Origin of the sequence: Bdellovibrio sp. ArHS, assembly GCF_000786105.1 — a bacterium.
GTDB lineage: Bacteria > Bdellovibrionota > Bdellovibrionia > Bdellovibrionales > Bdellovibrionaceae > Bdellovibrio.
This window is the reverse complement of record NZ_JTEV01000026.1, coordinates 14384-33795: the sequence shown is the minus strand read 5'-3', so window position 1 is coordinate 33795 and position 19412 is coordinate 14384. Positions and strand designations below refer to the sequence as shown.

Annotated in this window: 16 protein-coding genes and 1 riboswitch; of the genes, 7 read left to right on the top strand and 9 right to left on the bottom strand. The window is 48.7% G+C overall.

All coding sequences use genetic code 11. From position 1 onward, the window contains the following. Positions 1 to 5: 5 nt before the first annotated feature. Complete coding sequence (locus tag OM95_RS13900; RefSeq protein WP_291516453.1) at positions 6 to 509, bottom strand: DUF6789 family protein; 504 nt, start codon at positions 507 to 509, stop codon at positions 6 to 8. A gap of 152 nt (positions 510 to 661) precedes the next feature. Between OM95_RS13900 and OM95_RS17390 the strand changes: the two genes are divergently transcribed. The 3 genes from OM95_RS17390 (at position 662) to OM95_RS13885 (ending at position 7474) form a co-directional block, all read left to right on the top strand. After that, the gene (locus OM95_RS17390) at positions 662 to 4657 is read left to right on the top strand and encodes a DEAD/DEAH box helicase (RefSeq protein ID WP_291516451.1); all 3996 of its coding nucleotides are present in this window, start codon (positions 662 to 664) and stop codon (positions 4655 to 4657) included. A 61-nt stretch (positions 4658 to 4718) separates the two neighbouring features. Continuing rightward, positions 4719 to 4823, top strand: a riboswitch (TPP riboswitch). After that, positions 4811 to 6925, top strand: a complete 2115-nt coding sequence (locus tag OM95_RS13890) for a TonB-dependent siderophore receptor (protein ID WP_291516449.1) — start codon at positions 4811 to 4813, stop codon at positions 6923 to 6925. (Overlaps the previous riboswitch by 13 nt.) 39 nt (positions 6926 to 6964) lie before the next feature. Beyond that, positions 6965 to 7474, top strand: coding sequence for a DUF488 domain-containing protein (locus OM95_RS13885; protein ID WP_291516447.1), 510 nt, complete (start codon positions 6965 to 6967; stop codon positions 7472 to 7474). Here OM95_RS13885 and OM95_RS13880 read toward each other — a convergent pair. Further along, positions 7471 to 7899 carry an SRPBCC domain-containing protein gene (locus OM95_RS13880; RefSeq protein WP_041874986.1) on the bottom strand — a complete coding sequence of 143 codons (429 nt, stop codon included), beginning with the start codon at positions 7897 to 7899 and terminating at the stop codon, positions 7471 to 7473. The genes OM95_RS13885 and OM95_RS13880 overlap by 4 nt on opposite strands. Positions 7900 to 7916: 17 nt before the next feature. After that, complete coding sequence (hflX, locus tag OM95_RS13875) at positions 7917 to 9344, bottom strand: GTPase HflX (RefSeq protein ID WP_041874981.1); 1428 nt, start codon at positions 9342 to 9344, stop codon at positions 7917 to 7919. A 108-nt stretch (positions 9345 to 9452) separates the two neighbouring features. Here hflX and OM95_RS13870 point away from each other — a divergent pair, with 108 nt between their 5' ends. Then, on the top strand, positions 9453 to 10286 hold the full coding sequence (locus tag OM95_RS13870; protein ID WP_041874978.1) for a S1-like domain-containing RNA-binding protein: 834 nt from the start codon (positions 9453 to 9455) through the stop codon (positions 10284 to 10286). On the opposite strand, the gene OM95_RS13865 is transcribed toward OM95_RS13870, so the two are convergent. Then, the gene (locus OM95_RS13865; protein ID WP_041874976.1) at positions 10267 to 11832 is read right to left on the bottom strand and encodes an FAD-dependent oxidoreductase; all 1566 of its coding nucleotides are present in this window, start codon (positions 11830 to 11832) and stop codon (positions 10267 to 10269) included. The two genes, OM95_RS13870 and OM95_RS13865, sit on opposite strands and share 20 nt — an antisense overlap. Before the next feature lie 100 nt (positions 11833 to 11932). On the opposite strand from OM95_RS13865, the gene OM95_RS13860 reads away from it, so the two are divergent. Further along, positions 11933 to 12871 carry a hypothetical protein gene (locus OM95_RS13860; protein WP_041874974.1) on the top strand — a complete coding sequence of 313 codons (939 nt, stop codon included), beginning with the start codon at positions 11933 to 11935 and terminating at the stop codon, positions 12869 to 12871. Between the two features lie 15 nt (positions 12872 to 12886). On the opposite strand, the gene OM95_RS13855 is transcribed toward OM95_RS13860, so the two are convergent. Then, positions 12887 to 13435, bottom strand: a complete 549-nt coding sequence (locus tag OM95_RS13855) for a hypothetical protein (protein WP_041874973.1) — start codon at positions 13433 to 13435, stop codon at positions 12887 to 12889. 205 nt (positions 13436 to 13640) lie between these two features. Between OM95_RS13855 and OM95_RS13850 the strand changes: the two genes are divergently transcribed. Next, positions 13641 to 13973, top strand: coding sequence for a hypothetical protein (locus tag OM95_RS13850; protein WP_041874971.1), 333 nt, complete (start codon positions 13641 to 13643; stop codon positions 13971 to 13973). A gap of 27 nt (positions 13974 to 14000) precedes the next feature. Here the strand turns inward: OM95_RS13850 and OM95_RS13845 are convergent, their stop codons facing one another. Beyond that, entirely contained in the window at positions 14001 to 15344 is a 1344-nt protein-coding gene (locus OM95_RS13845; RefSeq protein WP_041874969.1) for a TolC family protein, read from the bottom strand. A 221-nt stretch (positions 15345 to 15565) separates the two neighbouring features. On the opposite strand from OM95_RS13845, the gene OM95_RS13840 reads away from it, so the two are divergent. After that, positions 15566 to 15919: an STAS domain-containing protein gene (locus OM95_RS13840; protein ID WP_291516443.1), complete on the top strand. Its 354-nt coding sequence runs from the start codon at positions 15566 to 15568 to the stop codon at positions 15917 to 15919. On the opposite strand, the gene OM95_RS13835 is transcribed toward OM95_RS13840, so the two are convergent. From OM95_RS13835 to OM95_RS13825, 3 genes are all read right to left on the bottom strand, one after another. Then, positions 15920 to 16585, bottom strand: a complete 666-nt coding sequence (locus tag OM95_RS13835) for a hypothetical protein (protein WP_291516442.1) — start codon at positions 16583 to 16585, stop codon at positions 15920 to 15922. A 167-nt stretch (positions 16586 to 16752) separates the two neighbouring features. Further along, positions 16753 to 18528 carry a DEAD/DEAH box helicase gene (locus OM95_RS17385; RefSeq protein ID WP_291516439.1) on the bottom strand — a complete coding sequence of 592 codons (1776 nt, stop codon included), beginning with the start codon at positions 18526 to 18528 and terminating at the stop codon, positions 16753 to 16755. Positions 18529 to 18618: 90 nt separating this feature from the next. Then, positions 18619 to 19407: a hypothetical protein gene (locus OM95_RS13825; RefSeq protein ID WP_041874967.1), complete on the bottom strand. Its 789-nt coding sequence runs from the start codon at positions 19405 to 19407 to the stop codon at positions 18619 to 18621. Between the last annotated feature and the right edge of the window lie 5 nt (positions 19408 to 19412).

The window sequence follows — 19412 nt, the reverse complement described above, 5'->3', positions numbered from 1 at the left end:
ACCTCCTATTTCGCAAGGATGGGATTTTTTCTTCCATCCAACATTTTAGCGCCGCGTTCGCGCAGCTCTTGTTCGGTGTAACCCAAGCTCATGCCCCAAACGACATGGGTGGCTAGCATCATAAAGTTTCTTTGCCGGGTCATGCGCGACGCCGACGTGGAAAGACCTAAGCTGGGGATGATTCCGTAATAACTGGCCATCCATACAGCAACACCAAAAAGGCCTCCCTTGAGAAGGGCATTGCCAGGAATTTTCGTCGCCACCAATGCATACAAAACCCCGGCCGCGGCCCCATAACCAAAATGGGAAGCCATCGTGAAGAGTTGCTGTTGTTGTGTGCTCAAATCTTTAACGATGCCGGTTTTTATGCCGATTTCCTGACTGAGCAGCGCGGGTGGCAAAGGGGCCTTTTGTAAGAAGGGCAAGCTTTTAAAGGCTTGAAAAAGAGACATCGTCATCGAACTTGTTGCCATGATTCCGGCCCAAAGACCGCGCAGTAGGGTGTTCATACAGGCCTCCCACTTTTCATCTTCATTATAGGTGATTCCGGGCCGAGGATCACGCTAGGAAGCCCTTGATCCAGGAATCTATGGTGACTTTTTAATAAAACTTTGCCATTCTGTCGGATGCCCTTTGCCGGGGCTAAAAGAAGGATGAGTCTGTGTTTTTAACGCCATTGACATTACTGCAAATTTCTCAGCTTCGTGACTCTGGAGAGCGCGTGCCCTTCAGTGAACGCGAGGCCTATGTCGATGGACTGGGACTTTTAGAGGACCAGGCTTTCGAGGGATTTGAACTGCTGTCTAAAGAAGAGGAGCCCTTACAATTGCTCCTGTTTTTTCATGATCCGCAAATGAATAAGGGCGTGAAAGTGAAAGTGGCGGAAGTGAATCAAGGCGCTTTAAATTTTTCTTGTGACTTCTGTGCGACCCATTTCCCAAAAACGGAAAACTGCGCTCACAAATGGGCGGCCTATGTCACTGTATGGCAAGCTCTGACTTTACATGAAAGCAAGGAGCATAATCCGCTCTTAAGAAAATTGGCGCATGATTTGAAGTCGCCACTTTTTCTAAGTCAGGGAAAAACCAGCGAGGCTCGCAATGCGATACCAAAAGATTGTGAACTGGAATCCTTGAGTCTGGTTTTAGAAGATCATCCCCTATTAAAAGGGGCGCCGCTGCAGTCCTTTTTAAACAAGGATTTTAGCAAATACCGCCTTCAGGATATTAACAAAGAAAAAGAGCTTTTATCGCCGCTGCTTTGGAACATGCCTGAGGTCTTTCGTAAAAAGTTGACGGCCTATTCTGATTTTTACCTGAATGAGGTCAATGAGCAAAACCGCCTGGCCGGGATGATTCGTTATAATTTCAGCAATGGAATGCAAGTCAGTGCGAAGGATATTCTTCGTCACCCCTTGCACCGGGTGGTGCCTCGGGATCTTTTGCCGCAGAAAGCCTCGACGATGTCGGTTTTCAATCAGTGGCCATTGACGCAACAAAAAGAACATCTTTTTGTTAGTCAAAATCTTCGCGAGTTGGAAGAAGTGATGCAGCAACTTTTGGCGACGGTCGCGACAAAATTGCGCCAAAAGAAAATGGATCTTTTTCTGCAAACCAAAGGCACAAATCAACGGGCCCTGCAGATTAAGGACATTGAGTTTGATCCCAGCACAGAACTTGATTGGCGCTGTGAGTTTGTTGAGCGAGATCAGTTAGAATGTGATTTTAAACTGATCAGTGCGACTAAAAAAAGCTTTCAATTTTTTGAAACGATGGCGTTGGATGTGGAAAGCGGAACCTTGTTGGTTCATCCCTGGTTGCGAGAGTGGAATCAACTAGAAGAAGTGCTTTACAGTGTGTCCCAGGAAAACGTCACGTGGGTCCATCATCCCGGGGAAATGCCCATTGTGTCCGTCGTCGGCGAATTAGAGGCCAAATCTGTTTTGAAATATCTGCGATCTCGCCAGATCCCGGCAAAAGTGACAGGCACGAGCGTGATACTGTCTGCGGGACAAGGTCTCATTGCTTTGCAACTTGATGAGAAGGGCGAGTTCTATGTCGAACATAAAGCCCGTATCAACGGTCAAAAAGATCTTTCACGTAAAGGTTTCACTCCGCGCACGACACTTTATCTGCAAGCCATGTCAGAAGGGTTGGCCTTTCTTTTAAACTCGGACGCCAAAGACGTTGCTACCCGCAGCCGCCTTAAGCGGGACTGGGATTTAAAGCTATTAAGGCATCTTGGCATTATCCAGTATCTGGTATTTGAGATTTTAAATCATCACTTCACGGGCGGAACCCTGACGGATGGGCGCGCCGTCACGCGAGAAGAGCTTTTTGCCGCCTTGCGCGAGAAGATTCAGACCTTGCTGGTGAGTGGCTCCGGTCTGGTTTTGGTTCGTGACATGAGCTTGGAAGAACTTTGCTCTAAGGGCGTTTTAACGAACTTCGAAGATTTTGTCCGTAAGACCTTCGAGGTTTTGAATTCGTCAGAATCCTTCTATTCGGAACAAGGCGAAGTGACGATGGAAGGATTGGTGGACCGTGAGTTTCGCCTGATCTACGAAATGCTAAAGGAGTGGGCGCTTTCCACAAACGGCGAAGCCTTTAAGAAATCGCGGACATCTTTGCTATCAAAGATTTGGAGCGGCGATCCTGATGCCGACCCTTATCTTGCTAAAGGCACCTTTCATCTTCCATCGGCCAAAAAAGACGTGTCGCATTTGCATGAAACGCTGGAAACCTTTCAAGCATTGATACCTTTTGGCTTTCAGATTTACTTCAATGGTCAGCCTTTGCAAGAGTTGCGGGAAGATGAATTCAAAGTGGATTTCATTCTGCAATCGGACGATGAAAAACGTGATATCAATTGGTTTGAGCTGAATCCGAAATTCTTCCTGCGTGGCGAAGAAATAGACCCTATGAATATGCGCAACTTTGGCAGTGGGGGAGTGATCGAATATCAAGGCAAGCTTTACCTGGTTCCTCGCAAGCAAATGCCTTCGTTGCGTCGTCTTGAAAACTTCTGGTTGAAATTGCAAAAGGGTAAAAAAGATTCGGCGAAAAAAAGTATTGGCGACAAAGTTTATCAATTGCCTCGACACCAAGTTTTGGAATTGCTGGCTCTGCGCGCTTCAGGGGTGGGAATACGTGGTGATGAAGAGTGGAAAAAGCTTTGTCAGTTCTACGACAGTTTGGGGCTGGAGGATCGTGAGATTCGTATACCGAAAACCGTCAAGGCCCATCTGAAACCTTACCAGTTAAAGGGCGTGCAGTGGTTGCAAGATCTTTATCGCTTGCGTTTAGGCGCTTTGCTTGCGGATGACATGGGTTTAGGGAAAACTCTGCAAACACTTTGTTTCCTGGAAGATTTGCGCACTCAAGGAGAACTGGGACAGGTTTTGATTGTGGTGCCATCGTCGTTGATTTTCAACTGGCAAAGCGAAGTGGAAAAGTTCACTCCAGAACTGCCTTTTCGCGTCTTTACGACTAAAGAGCGCAATAGTATTGGCAAGAAGCTGGAGCTTAAAGAAGACATCGTCATGGTGACCACTTACGGCCTTTTGATGGAAAATGAAGACTTCCTGAATCAATATCAATGGAAGGTCTTAATCTTCGACGAAGCGCAAAACCTTAAGAACATCACCACCAAAAGAGCCAGCTCGGCCCGCTCCCTTAATGCGCGATTCAAAATCTGCCTGACGGGAACTCCGATGGAAAATCATTATGGAGAATTTTACTCGTTGGTGGATCTTCTGGTTCCCGGCAGTTTGGGTCGACTTGAAGACTTCCGTCGCCAGTTTGTGAACACCGAAATGGTCAGTCGCGAAGAGATCGAAGACTTGAAGCTGAAAATGAAGCCGTTGCTTTTGCGAAGAACCAAAAAAGAAATTTTGGATCAGTTGCCGGACAAGCAAGAAACCAAGGTCAGCATTGCTTTTGAGGATCGCCAACGCGAAATCTATCGGGACATTGCGCTTTCTTATAATCAACGCGTGCAAGAAAGCCTTTTGACTCAGGCCGAGGCCAGCGTGCAGTTGCAAATGTTGACGGCCTTGTTAAGGTTACGTCAGGCATGCTCGGACCCAGCGGCGTTGCCGAATGTGCGCTATGACAGAGTACCACCAAAATTAGAGGCGCTTTTGGATTCCCTCCAAGAAGTGGTGGAGTCTGGCGAAAGTGCACTGGTCTTCACGCAGTTCATTCAGACATTGGAACACACGGTGGAACTGCTGAAGAAGTCGAACATTCCTGTTTTTGCGTTGCATGGGGGCGTGCCGACAAAACAGCGACAAAAAATATTGGCCGATTTCAACGCCACAAAAGGCGGCGCTGTCCTGGTGATGACTTTGAAAACGGGCGGTGTCGGTTTAAATCTGACCAAAGCAAGTTATGTCTTTCACTTGGAACCCTGGTGGAATCCTTCCGTGGAAAATCAGGCGACGGACCGAGCCCATCGGTTGGGACAGAATAAAGCCGTGCAGGTTTTCCGCTATATCATGCATGAATCCCTGGAAGAAAAAATCGAGTTGCTTAAAGGACGCAAAGACAAAAAGTTTCAGTCTTTATTTTCGTCAGCAGAAACAGCTGGAGAACTAGGGCCGGGATCGGGCGCGCTCAGCAAAGATGATTTCGATATTCTTCTTGGCTTAAAGTAGTTCCGCAGTATTCAGTTACAGTTTTTGATTGACTCCGGAGCCCTCTCTGCGCGAAGTTCTTCGCCACAACTAGGGGTGCTAGCGACCATGGGGGTTGCTGGCTGAGAATGACCCTTTGAACCTGAAAGAGATAATGCTCGCGCAGGGAAGGTTATGAAAAACATACGCATGCTGGCGTTCGTCAGCTTTCTGACACTGACTTTTTCCACAAAATTATTTGCTGAAGATCTGACCTCAAGTACGGTGTCAGAATCTGATATTCCTGCCGTCAAAGTCGTGGAAATCGCCGAAACGGACAGTGACGTCTCTGGATTCTTCGATGTCTCGACCAAAGAGCTTCCGGCATCATTGCGAGTTCTTTCCGCGAAAACAATGACGGAAAGTAATATTCAAAAGCTTTCTGATGTGACGCAAGTCGAAGCGGCCGTATCCAACAGCTACAATGCCGCTGGCTATTGGGATGCGCTGTCCATTCGCGGATTCGTTTTGGACAATCGCACCAGCTATTTACGCGACACTTTGCCGATCAATGCCGAGACCTTTATCGCCTTAGAGAACAAAGAACAGATCGATATTTTAAAGGGACTCAGTGGAGCGCAAGTGGGGGTCGCGAGTCCTGGTGGTGTTATCAATTACAAAGTCAAAAGACCCACAACTCAGGATCTGCGAGACGTCCGAATGGAAGTCAAAGAACGTGGTGGTTTTTTGACGGCGGTGGATGTTGGCGGTCGCTGGTACGGAGCGGAAGATTTCGGTTACCGTCTGAACTTAGCGCAAGAAAGTTTGCGACCTGAGTTAAAGAATGCGGATGGCAGTCGCTCCTTGGCGGCCTTTGCGGGTGATTGGAATCTTTCCGCAAACTCGTTATTCCAAGCTGAAATTGAATGGTCGCGAAGATCACAACCGAGTCAGGCGGCATTTAGCTTATTAGGGACAAAGCTTCCCGAACCGGTCGACCCGCGCTTGAATCTGAACAATCAATTGTGGAGTCAACCCGTCGTCTTTGAAGGTCTGACAGGAAGCCTTGGTTTCAAATACTCTTTTGCAGCGAACTGGAGTGCCTCCATTACCACAGCCTTTCAGGATCTGACCACGGATGATAGATTGGCTTATCCCTACGGTTGTTCCAGTGAAAACAACTATGACCGTTATTGTTCTGATGGAACTTTTGATCTTTACGATTTTAGAAGTGATGGGGAAAAACGTCGGACCTCTTCATTGAAGTCCACAGTAGACGGCCTGCTGCACACCGGAGTGATAAAGCATAAGCTGAGTTTTGGGGTTTTGACGTCGCAGCAAAAAACGCGGGTACAGAAGCAAGCCTATAACTACGTGGGCGTAGGCAACGTCGATGGCACGGCTCAGCTTCCGGCTGATCCCGCGTTGACCGATGAGGGCACTCATCGTGATTCCGTCACCACGGACTTTTTTGTTTTTGACAATTTGACCTATGAAAAATGGAATTTGTGGGTAGGGATTCGTTACAGCCACATCCAGCGCGATAGCATCCGTACCGACGGCAGTCGTTCGGTGGCGCATGAACAAGGTTTCCTCTTACCTTGGTTGGGGTTGTCCTATGAATCTGAAAAATTTATGACCTACGTCAGTGCCAGTCAGGGCGCTGAATCGTTTGTAACTCCAAATAAAGCTGACTACGTCCATGCCGGAGAATACTTACCAGATGTGACCAGTCATCAATATGAAATCGGCCTGCGCGGCTTAGAAGACAACACCTGGTTCGTGACGGCTTTTCAAATTGACCGTCCGTTGATTCTTGATCAAAAGCCTTTGTATCAGGTCGATGGCAGAGCTGAACATCAGGGCCTTGAAATCGGCGGAGATGTGCAGTGGGGACACTGGCATTTGGAAGGAAGTGCGATGGCACTCAAAGCGCGCCGCAAGGACGCGCGCATTGCGGCGACCTTGAATGAGAAAACCCCCATTAATGTTCCCAGTCACACCTTGCGTGGGCAAGTGTCTTACAAGGTGTCAGAACTTAAAGGTCTGACCTTGTCTTCGCGAGCACTGCATGAAGGTCCTCGTGCGGTGACGGCCGACAATGAAGTGACGCTTCCAGCCTGGACTCGTTGGGATGTTGGAGCTTCTTATGCCGTGACTTTCCTGCAAACCAAGATGCAGTGGCATTTGTCAGTGCAGAATATTTTGGACACGCGCTTTTGGAAAGAGTCTCCTGAGCAGTATGGTCATCTTTATCTATACCCTGGCGAGGCTCGAACCCTATGGTTGAGTGTGCAAGCCGCACTTTAACATAGTGCTCTTTTCGTCTGGCCGCCTTAAGCTAAGGATATGAAGATCTTTACCGTGGGCTACGAAGGCTGCGACATCGAAGAATTCACAGAAGGTCTTAGGGAAAAGGGTGTCACCCATGTCGTGGACATCCGCAAAAATCCTTTGAGCCGTAAACGGGGGTTTTCGAAAAAGAAGCTGGGCGAAGAACTTGCCAAGAAAGACATTGCGTACACTCATATGCCCGGTCTGGGAGTTCCGACCTTGTGGCGCAAACAAGCTAAAACCCATCTGATCACCAGAGAAAAAATGTTTCGCGATTACGTGAAAAAGGTTTTACCAAAACAGCAGGACGAGATCTTAGAGCTTTTGAAAATGGCGAAGAAAAAGGGGCTCACCTTACTTTGTTATGAATCCGATGCGTTGGATTGTCACCGCCGTTATATCGCCGAGGAAATGAACCGTCATAAAAAAGGAAAATTAAAAGTTGAAAATCTGGTATTGAAAGATCAGGAAGAAATTTTTCTTTTCAGTATCGGTAAAAGAGGCCGAGTCGAAAGCCACTCTTAATCGTCCAAATAGGACTTGAGTTCTTTCAGGTGATAGTTCCAACCTACTTTAAAATCTTTCATCACGGACGCTCGTTGTGTCTCGGGAAGACTTTCCCAGCCCTCGTGTTTCACCGTTAGGGTGCGCACAGTTCCTTTATCTTCAATCAGGAAAGAGCATTGGGTGTCGGCATTTTTCGGCCAGTTTTTTTCTCGCCACGTAAAAATAAGATGCTTTTCATTTTTGACCGCGAGGACTTTACCCGAAGCCAGTTGTTTTTCCCCTTCGTCATCTTCCCAGGGTTCTTTGAATGTGCCACCGACCTTGGCTTGCAAAATGACGTCATCACTCCACCAGTTTTCTAGCTCGCTGGAATCCGTTAAAGCCTTCCAGATCCAGGCTGTCGGGGCTTTAATAGAAATAGAAAGTTCGATGACGTCTTTCATGCAGAGACTCCTCAAATTTAGATGCCAAACTTCGTGCGGATTTTTTCAATATCCTGAATATGGGCCCGGATCGTCAAGGTGACGCCGCGATTGTCGTAGTTTTCCGACAGCACACGCATTTTAGCGCGGATTTCACCGATAGCCCCTTGGACGTCATAAGGAATGAGCAATTCCTGATCAATCATCGCTGTTTCAAAATGTTTGATCAGACGAAGGCGCAAATTGGCGACATCTTCTTTGTTATGAGCGGAAAGGAAAAGGGCTTCGGGATATTCCTGTTGAAGTTTTTCCCGCTCCTCGGCGGACAGGCGATCGACTTTGTTTAAAACCAAAAGGCTGTCAATATCGCTGGCACCAACTTCATCAAGAACGGCTCGGGTCACTTGCAGTTGTGAGCGGAAGGTGGGGTCCGAAGAATCCACCACGTAAAGAAGTAAAGACGCATTTGCTGCCTCATCCAAAGTGGATTTAAAGGAAGCTACGAGATCATGAGGAAGTTTCTTGATAAATCCCACCGTGTCCGAGATCAAAATTTTTGGTCGTGACTCCGGGTACAATACACGCACGGTCGTATCCAAAGTCGCAAACAATTTATCCGCGACTAAAACTTCGCTTCCGGTCAAAGCGCGCATTAAAGAGGACTTGCCTGCGTTGGTGTATCCGACCAGCGCTACAGAAATTTCCTGATTGCGACGAGAACGACGCGTGATGTGCTCCTGAGAAATCGCTGCCAATTCATGTTTCAGTTCTTTGATGCGGTCACGGATTTTACGACGGTCTAACTCGACACTGGTTTCACCAGCCCCTTTCCCGCCGATTCCGCCGCCGCCACGATCTTCACCACCGCTGGTTTCGCGCAAGCGTGGCGCCACGTAAGTCAAGCGAGCGATTTCCACCTGAAGGCGGGCTGCCTTGGTTCGCGCATGGCGACTGAAAATCTCGATGATCACGCCGGTGCGATCCAAAACTTGAGCGCCTGTGGCGCTTTCTAAATTGCGAAGTTGGGAAGGGGAAAGATCACAGTCAAAAATAACGACCTGAGCCTTTTCTTGAGGCACGTCAGAGTCTGCATCCAAAGAAAGGTCTTCACTTTCTTCCGGCACCTCTGCAAAGTCGTCTTCCTCGGCTGCGAATTCATCGGCTTCATCTTCATCTTGGTTTTTGAAACGCAATGCTGCTTTGTGTTTCTTTTTTACCACTAAGGGGCCAATCACGCCTGTGCCCCCGGTCCAAGAGGCGAGCTCTTTCAGCTTTCCATCGCCGAGGACCGTGCCACTTTTAGTGGAATTGCGTTTCTGGGATGTTTGTCCCACCACTTCGTAGCCTAAGGTTGTTACTAACCGGGACAGTTCTGCTAAAGAACCACGGGTTTCCTCGTCAGATACGCGGGGAAGTTGCACGCCCACAAGGACAGCTTTCAATTTTGATTTATTCAGAATGTCCATTGGCCACCGTGAAGAAAGGGATAAATTTCCGGCACTATAGCAGAATTCCCATGGTTACGAAATGGAATTTCGGGTATAGTCCGCCATAAATTAAAGGAAGAAATACTCGTGGTTCAGATCGGTCAATACAACAAACTTAAAGTCGTCAAACACGCTGATTTTGGCGTTTTTCTGGATGGTGGTGATGATGGCGAAATTCTTTTGCCTTTAAGATACATGCCGGACCCTTGTGAAGTGGGGGACGAGCTTGAAGTTTTTATCTGCTATGACTCTGAAGATCGTCTTTTAGCCACCACCGAAGAGCCTTTTGCGCAGGTGGGGGACTTTGCCCACCTTAAAGTCAAAGCCATAGAAAAAGTAGGGGCATTCTTGGACTGGGGCTTAACCAAGGACCTTTTTCTTCCCTACAGTGAACAAACCCGCGAACTGCGTGCGGGTCAATATGTGATCGTGTTCATTTACCTGGATAAGAGTGATCGAATCACCGCATCCATGCGTCTGGATCGCTTTATCGAAAAAGAACCGGGGAATTATCAGGAAGGCGAGGCGGTGAACTTATTCATCGCCGCCAAAACGGATTTGGGATTTAAAGCGATTATCAACGGCCGTCACTGGGGCGTCCTTTATCAGAACGAAGTCTTTCAACCCCTTTATCATGGTGAAAGAGTGAAGGGTTACATCAAACAAATCCGTCCCGATGGAAAGATCGATCTCAGTTTGCAACAACTCGGGCACAAAGGTTCTGACGATATCGGTGAAAAGATTCTGGATCTTTTAAAACAAAAGCGCGGATTTCTTCCTTTAACTGAAAAAACCGCGCCTGAAGAGATTTATAAACTTTTTGGCGTGAGCAAAAAGAAATATAAAATGGCTTTAGGCGGCCTTTATAAAAAACGTCTTGTGACGATTCAGGACGATGGCATCAGGCTGGTGGAGGACTGATGCTGTCTTGATCCTTCGGTCGATCTTGATGACCGACAGGAGGCAGATCCGCGAAGGCCGGCCCCTCAATAACTTTTCCATGGCAATCAAATCGCGAACCGTGGCAGGGACAATCCCAGGATTTTTCCAGCGAGTTCCACTGCACAATGCCCGCCAGATGCGGGCATACCGCCGACAGAAACTCAAGATGGCCGACCTCGTCTTTGTAGACGGCCACTTTTTTTAAACCCAAGTTTACGACAGCGCCTTCTCCCTCGGGTATGGACTCAAAAGATTTTACGTGCTCTGGCGTGAAATACTCGGTGTACTGAGCTGCCACGTTGGCATTTTCAGCAATAAACTCTTTCGCCGCCCGCAAGTTCACTCGGCCGGGATCATAAAGTTCGTGCCAGGGATTAGGACGATGGGTGATCTGATCGCGAATTAAAATTCCGCCCACCACACAATGGGTCATACCGTTTCCCGAATCACCGGTGATGACGTAGACGTTGTTCTTATCCATCGGATTGTGTCCTAAGAACCCCATGCCATCGACAGGCTCCATCACTTGACCGGACCAGTGATAGCGCACGGACTCGATCGGAAAACGAGCACGAGCCCACATCTCCAATTTTTTTAAGGTCTCTTCGGGATGAGAATTTTGTCCCGTCTTGTGATCTTCTCCACCGACCAAGATCAAGTCATGCGTGACCGAGTAGGGAGTTGTGCGAATATAGTGATAAGGGTCGCCCGTATCCCAACAAAGAATATGGGGAAAGCGGCCTTTGGTGATCAGTCCACCAATCACGTAAGTTCGGTAGGGCGCTTGTTTGGTGTGAATGGCGAACAGGTCGTTGATGGGGGAATTGGTCGCCACGACGATGTTTTGCGCTCGAACAGTGTGTCCTTCGCGAGTGGTGACAAAGGCCTTTTCGCCACCTTGTACATCGACAACCACGGTCTGAGTGAAGATGGCCTGGTCCTTTCTTAAAATAGCGTCCGCCAGTCCTCGCAGCAGTTTCATCGGATGAAGTTGAATTTGTCGGGGAAAACACAGACAAGTTCCGCAGTCGAAACCCACGGGGGGCTGTTGCACCAGCTTCACGATAAGGCCGGCTCGACTGGCGGCACGGAATTCCTCTTCTAGAGTCGTAAGATGGTCGCCTTCGGCTAAAAAAAGATAGCCATCTACGTGCTGCATTTCACATTCGATGCCTTCTTCCAGAATGATTTTTTCAATCTCTTCAAGGGCCGCTTGATGACTTTCCGCCGCCATGAAGGTTTTTTCTTCGCCATGCAATCTTTCAATCTCAAAATAGCGATCATCTAGTGCAGTGGTGAAGTGGGCGGTTGTTCTTCCTGATTGACCACTTCCCAGTTCGTGCGCCTCCAGAATACAGACGGATCGGCCTTCTTTCATAAGAAGATAAGCAGTGATCAACCCGCCCAGGCCGCCGCCGACGATACAAGTGTCTACCATCAGATCTTTGTCTAAGGGTTTGGTTGCCGGCATTTCTACAGAGTCGAGCCAATAAGTGTGTGTTTCGTGAGTATTGTATGTATTCATGCCTCTATTTTATAGTGTTGCGCCGCTGTGGCCAGATGTATAGAGACAAGGTCGGTCCAGCGGCATTCGTTTTCCATGCCCTGTGAAGTAAACTTTTGCCATGACCAGGAAGAATCTTTTCTACGTGGTGCTCGCTTTTGTTGTCGGCGTTTCCGTCTGGCTTTTCTATGTCAATCGTGGCCTCCGCGAAACGCAAAGTCTGCTGATCGAGCGCACCGAAAGGCCTACGCGCACGGTGGCGGCGGTGCCGGACTCGCGCATGTCGGCCCAAAGAGCGCGGTTGCAATCAGAGATCAATGTCCTTCAACAGCAGATCAGCTCGGCCCGGGATATGTTGGTCAATCAGCAACGCCTTTTGCAGGAAATGCGCGCGCGCACTCAGGCTGCACAGAATCAGAGTCCTGCATCGGCAACGCCTCAGCTATCGTACGGGGCGCAGTTGCGATCAACGTCCAATCAGATTCAGGATTTTTTAGAGGATCTCCAAGGTTTTGATCGGATCCAAGAGGATATCAATCGCCATGCCGCTGATTTGATGCGAGATCAAAGCAGCCAGGCGCAAATGTTGAAAGAGCAGCTGGATCAGGATATTCGCAATATGGAGGCGGCGGTGCGTGAGACGCAGGAACAATGGACGTTTTGGGCTTACAATGGAAATTACATCAACGAAAAAACGGCCCGTCTGTCAGAACTGCAAAGTCTTTTGGAAACGCAACGACAGCAAATCGAAAATCTGAAACAACAGCGAATGAATATTTCAGCTCAGGTGTTGGCCAACAGCCAAGCTATTCAAAACGAAAAACAACAGGTCTTAGCGGACCTTGAGCAAACACGCTTGAATATTCGTGATGAAATCGCAGCATTGCGCCAGGAGATGGCGCAGATGCAACAGGCCCAATTTCAGATGATTGTCAGCCAGTCCACACTAAATTCTCAGATTCGACAAGTTCAGGAAAATGTCCGTCGTCAGCAAGAACAGATAAGGACTTTAGAAGCGAACTTGCGCCAAAAAAACGAAGAACTCAGTCTGCTTCGTTAACGGTCTTTTTATATCTTAGTAAGAGTCGCACCACGGTTGAGGCGTAATGACCTTTTGAATTTCGCCCGCGCGCATGTACAGAAACTCAGAACCGACAGCAAGACGCAGGCGTTGAGTTCGTTGCGAAGGAATGGCTGCGGTCACGATTTGTCCATAGCCCAAACTGTCGGTCGTTGTTTCGCCTTGAAGGCCTTTTAAACTCCAGCGCACCCGACGACTTGCCAAAGGCTGCAAGTCGGCCTCGGAAAGAATGGTCGAAATTGTTCCTTCGGAATCGCGGCAAAGAAGGCGGAAGTGAATAACAACGAGATGTTCTTGATGACAGTTCTGGGAGCGGGAATATCCGTATCCAGTTGCACAGGTATTAAAAGCCTTCTCGGAAAAGCCCAGGGCGTCTCGATCCCTTTCAAGCTGAAGATGACGTTGAATCGCCAAGTAATCAACGGCAGACGTTTCTTCAGCTTCTGTCGCTTCTACAGGGACAGTTTGAGACGTTTCCTTCTTTGAGGTCGTCGAGCAGGCTGTAACTAGAAAAAGTGGCAGTAGCAGTATTAGTAATCTCATTTACTTCCTTCGGCGCATGAGGGGTGTGTTTTAGATTATTGAAACATTATGACATAAATGAGTTGCCGGGTTCAAAGATCGCAAAAACGCCCAACTTGTGGTCGGCCTCCCGCCACCGCTTCATGGTGGTCGACGACTTGTTTTGAGATTTTTCCATTCTGACTCCACAGTGTCGCTTTATTCTGCTTTTAACGAAGGAGATTTTATGAGATTCAAAAAACAGCTAGTCACAGATCTGCAAGTATTCATGGCTTTAAGTCTCGTGTTGGCGCTAAACGCTCCGGCGGTGGCACAAACGGAAGGTTTTCACGGAAGATCTCAAGAGGATCATCGTGCGGCATTTGATGCTTGTCGTGAAGAATTGGGTTTGCCAGAGCCAACCCCAGGAGAAAGACCGCAGGCTCCTGACGAAGAGACAAGGGAAAAAATGGACGCGTGTCTGAAGGAAAAAGGTTTCGAGCCACCGAAGTTCGGGCGGGGCCCGCAGGGAGGAAGACCGCCTCGACCAAACGACTCCAGTTCTTCCGGAGTGCAATAAAGAAAGGGCTCTTGAGCCCTTTCTTATTTAATTTCCGCAAACTTCATCTAAAGAAACGCGGTATTTTTCTGGTTTGAAGATTCGGCCCAGTTTGCCTTTAATGCCACCTGAACCTTGACGTTCAATGGTGCACTTTTCGATATTCGCGAACTGATCCGAAAGCATAAGTCGATGAAGACTGATGCGCAGGGTATTCAGATTTGTCGTCGCTTTGACTTTGTTAAGAAGTGCCGATGTCAATGAGTTACCGGCCTGAAGAACATGAAGGATGTCCGTGATACCCAGTTGATAACGTTTGTATTCAGCGTCGTAAACTTCGCGCAAGTTTGCTTCAGCGACAGAGGCCGCTTCAAACTGGCGATGCGCTTCTTGCAACGCCCCCAAGGTGGATTCAATCAATTGGGCCTGGTCATAGCGCAACTCTTGCTTGCGCAAACGCAGTTGTTCAACATTCAGATTTGAAAGTTCCAGACTGGGGAAGTAGCCAAAACCCATATTGACCGAGCCGGTGGAAGTGACCGAACTAAAGGCGCCTCCAGAAGCAGGGCGATTGATTCCCAAAGAGCTGCCGGTCAGGAAGCTGAAAGCCTTGCTCCATTTGTTGTATTGAGCTGCCGTGATCAAAGCATTCATTTGCGTCGTCTCAGGCGAACTTTCATGAATCTTTTCAAGAAGAGCGATCGGCGTGAGCGTTTCTGCGCTAGAGGCGGCAACATTCGCCGGCTCGAAAACAATTTCCTGTGTCAGTTCAAGCCCGAGCATTTGTCGTACAGAGGCTTTTTCTCTTTTGATCAACTCATCGACCTGAGACACTTGCACTAAGGCATTTTTCGCCTGAGCCTGTGCTTGCAGGTATTCTTCCTTGCGGATGATTCCCACCTCGGCAGGAAGACGAAGGGCTTCAGCAATCTGCTCGTAGTTTTCATACTGCTCTTGCAGGGCATTGCGAAGTTCGATGTCGCCCAAGACTGTCAAATACACAGAGTAAGCGGAAGCATAACCATTCAACTGCGCCAGATAGTAGGATGTTCCTTGAGCGCGCAGAAGATAGGTGTTCTCTTTCAGATCCAACCAACTGCTGGGCATAAGGAAAGGCAAGAGCATGCTCACGGAAGTCAGCATGAAGCTAGGGCCACTGGAAATCACTGCACCCAGATTGACAGAGGGAAGAAGGTTGCCGCGCGCGATCGACACTTGCGTCTTTGCTTGCTGAACTTCATTCAAAGCAATTGCGATATCGATATTGCGGGAAAGATAAAGTTCGCGCAGAGAGGTTGGATTGATCTTCACCGGGCCTTGCTGTTTTTTGGGGGCGGTAAAGGCTGTTGTCGCGACCAAAAAAAAGGTCAATACCAGAGTTAGAAATTTCATGTGGAACCCTCCCTCATTGATGTGACCCACAGAGTTATTAGGCGCCGAGCTAGTTGTCAAACACGTCTTTATTCGGAACCCAAATTACCATGGGGTCCCAAGAGGAATTCATATAGCTGTTCCAGGGCGGGATACGAGGATGAGAAAGCTTTAATGCTTGGGCGCCTATGTTAAAATCTTAAGAAGCAGAAAAATAAGATCGATTTCGCGGGAGTTGCACGTTGGAAGACCAGAAGTCGTTTCAGTACGCCTTTAATCAGAGAAATAACATGCTCGTGGTGTCCCTTACGGGGGAAATAACCAGTCAAGTCATACCGGCCTTGGAAGCCTGTCGACAAGAGTTGTTAGGTAAAACGGAAATCAGTCGGGTCGTTATCTATTTTCAAGATGTTGACACTATCAGTTTGGATGCGGTCCCGTTGTTGGCGCAGATGCAAAGGGAGATTCGCGCGAAGCCGGCGGATTTACGCTTGGCTTCGCTGCGCGAAAGTCTGAAGGAAAAACTTATCCGTATGGGAGTGGTTCGCGGTCTGGAGGTCGCCGACGACCTGAAAACCGCGTTGCTGTCGTTCTAACTATTTACAGAAGGCGATTTTGCTAATGGCCCTTTGGACTTTTTTGAATTTCTGAGAGCGAGCTTGAGGGCGCAGGACATCCCAGTAGGACTTTCTTGAAAACAAGGACTCTTGGGTCTCGAGCTGTTTATCCAGCATTGCAAGGCCACAGCGGAAGGTCGCTGCTGGAGAGTCAGCGTCCCCGCGGCGACAGCCGTCAGCGTAAACTTGCTCTCGTCCTTTATGCAGTTGTAGAAGACCTTTCAAGGTTCCGTTGGGACCTTTCGCCGTTACGGATTTAGCGCAGGAACTTTCCAAGTGCACCATGGTGTTAATGATCATCACCCACACCATTTCTTTGCCATTGTCATTTAAGGAGTTGAACGCTGGACAGACGGCCACGAGATCCGGAGTTCCTTGATAAAGGTATTCATAACGATCTTTGTGCATCTCTTGCGCTATCGTCTGTCCCCAGGTGCCTAAACCGTCTTCATCAACGAAATTGTCGCATTTGTCGGCGAAGGTCATGACCTCGGTCACATCAATCAAGTCTTCCACGGTGGACTGCGCGGTGACGGTGTTGCGAAGTTCACGCAGTTGTTTAGCGGCCATGTTTTGCGTAGAGCTGCTGCATTCCACACAAGCACTGCTTTGCGTTCTGTTTGCGTTCGCTTGAAATGCAAACATGATGGAAAGTATCGAAAAAATAATAACTCGCATAGGCATCTCCGTACTTTTGTACAAAGCAAACATGATGCCTAAATCTCAAAATAAAATGGGAAGGCGTAGGAGCCTTCCCATTGTCAAACTTGCGAACAAGCGATTGCCAAAAATGCGACTGTCTCAGAGTGAGACTAGTCTTGGTACTTCTTCTTCCCAGGACGGAAGCGTTTAATACCGGGATGATCACGGCGCTCGCTGCGTTCTCCGCCACCGCGCTCGCTACGCTCAGAGCGTTCTTGGCGCTTTGGCGTATGACGAGGACCTGAAGCCTCTGCTCGAGGGCGATACCCCGTCACAGGATTGATCTCGGCACGTTCTTGACGTTCCGCGCGCGGAGCAAAACTGCGCTCGGTGCGTTCACCACGATCGCTACGTTCACTTCGTTCAAAACGACGTCCGCCGCCACCAGAGCTATAGCCACCACGACGGTAACCACCACTGCGACCACCACCGCTATCTCCACGACCGCGTGTGAAACGGCTGTCGTTAGGATCACGAGGCAATAATTCGCGAGGAATACGATCGCCCATGTAGTCCAACATCTGATCTTTCTTCACGAAGACTTTCGGGAAGTAAGCCACGATGAAGCGAGCCAGAAGCTCTTCTTTAGAGAAGTTTTGTAAATTAATGTCTTCGCTTTGAATCAGATCTTGAATCAAATCATTCGCTAATTGCAGCTCAGCACCTTCTGCCGGCATTGTGCTTACGCGATCCAAAACATCTTTGATCTTAAGACCAGCGACTTCGTCTGCAGAAGGAACAACACCTTTTGTCAGTACGGCCTTCGTGCTGATCATGACCCGACGAAGAAGATTCAACTGTTCAGGGTTTACCAGCGTGATCGCTGTCCCTTTTTGCCCGTTACGGCCGGTACGACCGATACGGTGAACATAGGATTCCGCATCCCAAGGCAAAGAGTGATTGATAACGTGAGTCAGGTCTTTGATATCCAAACCACGTGCGGCCACGTCTGTCGCCACGATCACTTTTACTTGGCGTTGCTTGAACTTTTTCAAAGTCGCTTCACGCTCTTGTTGGGATTTATCACCATGCAAAGAATCTGCAGGGAATCCACGTTGAGTCAGAATGTCCGCAAGCTCTGCCACTTCCATTTTCGTTTGGCAGAAGATGATGCCGTAGAACTCGGGCAGTGTTTGTAACAAGCGGCCGATAACTTCCGTTTTAGAGGAATCTTTCACCGTGTAGTAAACTTGCTCAATCGTATCGGCAGTGCCAGTGGATTTATTGATCTGAACCGTCTCAGGGCTTTCCAAGTACGTTTCAGCAATACGGCGCACATCACCGCTCATTGTTGCCGAGAATAACCAGGTACGGCAGGCCGCACGGTGAGAAGTCTCGCCCTCAGAATGGGTGGCTTTCAAGATGAACTCAAGGTCATCTTTGAAGCCCATGTTCAGCATTTCATCGGCCTCATCAAGCACGACCGTTTTTACATTTTGCAGTTTGATAATTTTTTGCTCTAGGAAATCCACAAGACGGCCGGGTGTTGCCACCACGATGTGCGCGCCTCTTTTGATACCTTCGATTTGTGTGCGGTAGCTAGAACCACCGTAAATCGTAACTACACGTAGGCCTTTTTTCTTGCCTAGCAAAGTCAATTGCTCGGCCACTTGAAGAGCCAACTCACGGGTTGGGCTCATCACTAAAGCTTGAGTGTCTTTGGTGGAAGCATCGATAGACTCTACAAGAGGGATACCGAATGCGGCTGTTTTTCCTGTGCCTGTTGATGCAAGACCGATGAAGTCTTGAGCTCCTGCTAGGAGAATAGGCAAAGCTTGGCGTTGGATGGGGGTCGGTGTCGTAAAGCCCATGTCCAGCATAGCGGCCATCACCGGCGCGCTCAGACCAAAGCTTTCGAAACTATCGACAGTTGTCAATGGAGTCATTAAAGGGAACCTTTCAGAATAAGTGGCCCCGAAGATAAACGATCTTGAGAGTAAAAGCTCCCTATTTCTTGGCTTTTTATACGGAATGTACTATTTGCACAACGCGAGTGATCTTACGATAGACTGAATAGAGCTGATCTTTTGATAACTTCCGCCTCTTTTGATCACCGCCCAATAGACCCCTGAGCTCAGCACAATGGCCCCCTTATTTTTTACTTGCTTGGCCATAATTCCGACACCGCAGTCTAAATTCACATAGGGGTCCAAGATGGTTTTTTTCGGGTCTGTGGCGGAAAGGCTTTTATCCTTCGACCAATCGAATTCGCACCAGGGAGCCCATTGGATGTCCTGATACGAGAGTTGCAAAAGCCCCTCCGAATACACGGGTTTTCCAGTCACGGGATCGGTGCCCATGGTCGTTTCCTGCATGCGCGAGGTCGGACTGTAAGCGCTCTCATATTTGGTGATCGCGACAAAGATCTGCGCCCAAACATTGGCGCGCTCATCATTATCGAGTTTGTAGTAGGTGGGGCAGAAGTCTTCGATGTCGTCGGCGCCCGCTAGCAAGGTGTTCCAATCCATGGTGATGATCTTTTGCAAGTACTGAGACCAAAGGGTGCGTTGTGGAGAGTTTGTGCTTTCCCAAGCCAGCGGTTCCATTTTGTAAGAGGGGGCAGGTTCGTCAATGGGCGGTGCAGGGTCCTGGGTTTCTGGCGTCTCGGGGCCAGGATCGACAACGCCTGAACTTTGGTTGGAATCCCCCAGGTGAGTTACTGGAAATTGCCCCGATTGTGAACATCCCGTCGACAGGACCCCAGCAAAAAACAGTGTCGCTGCGGTTATATTGTGTTTAAAGCTTTTGCGAATCGTGGTTGCCATCTCAG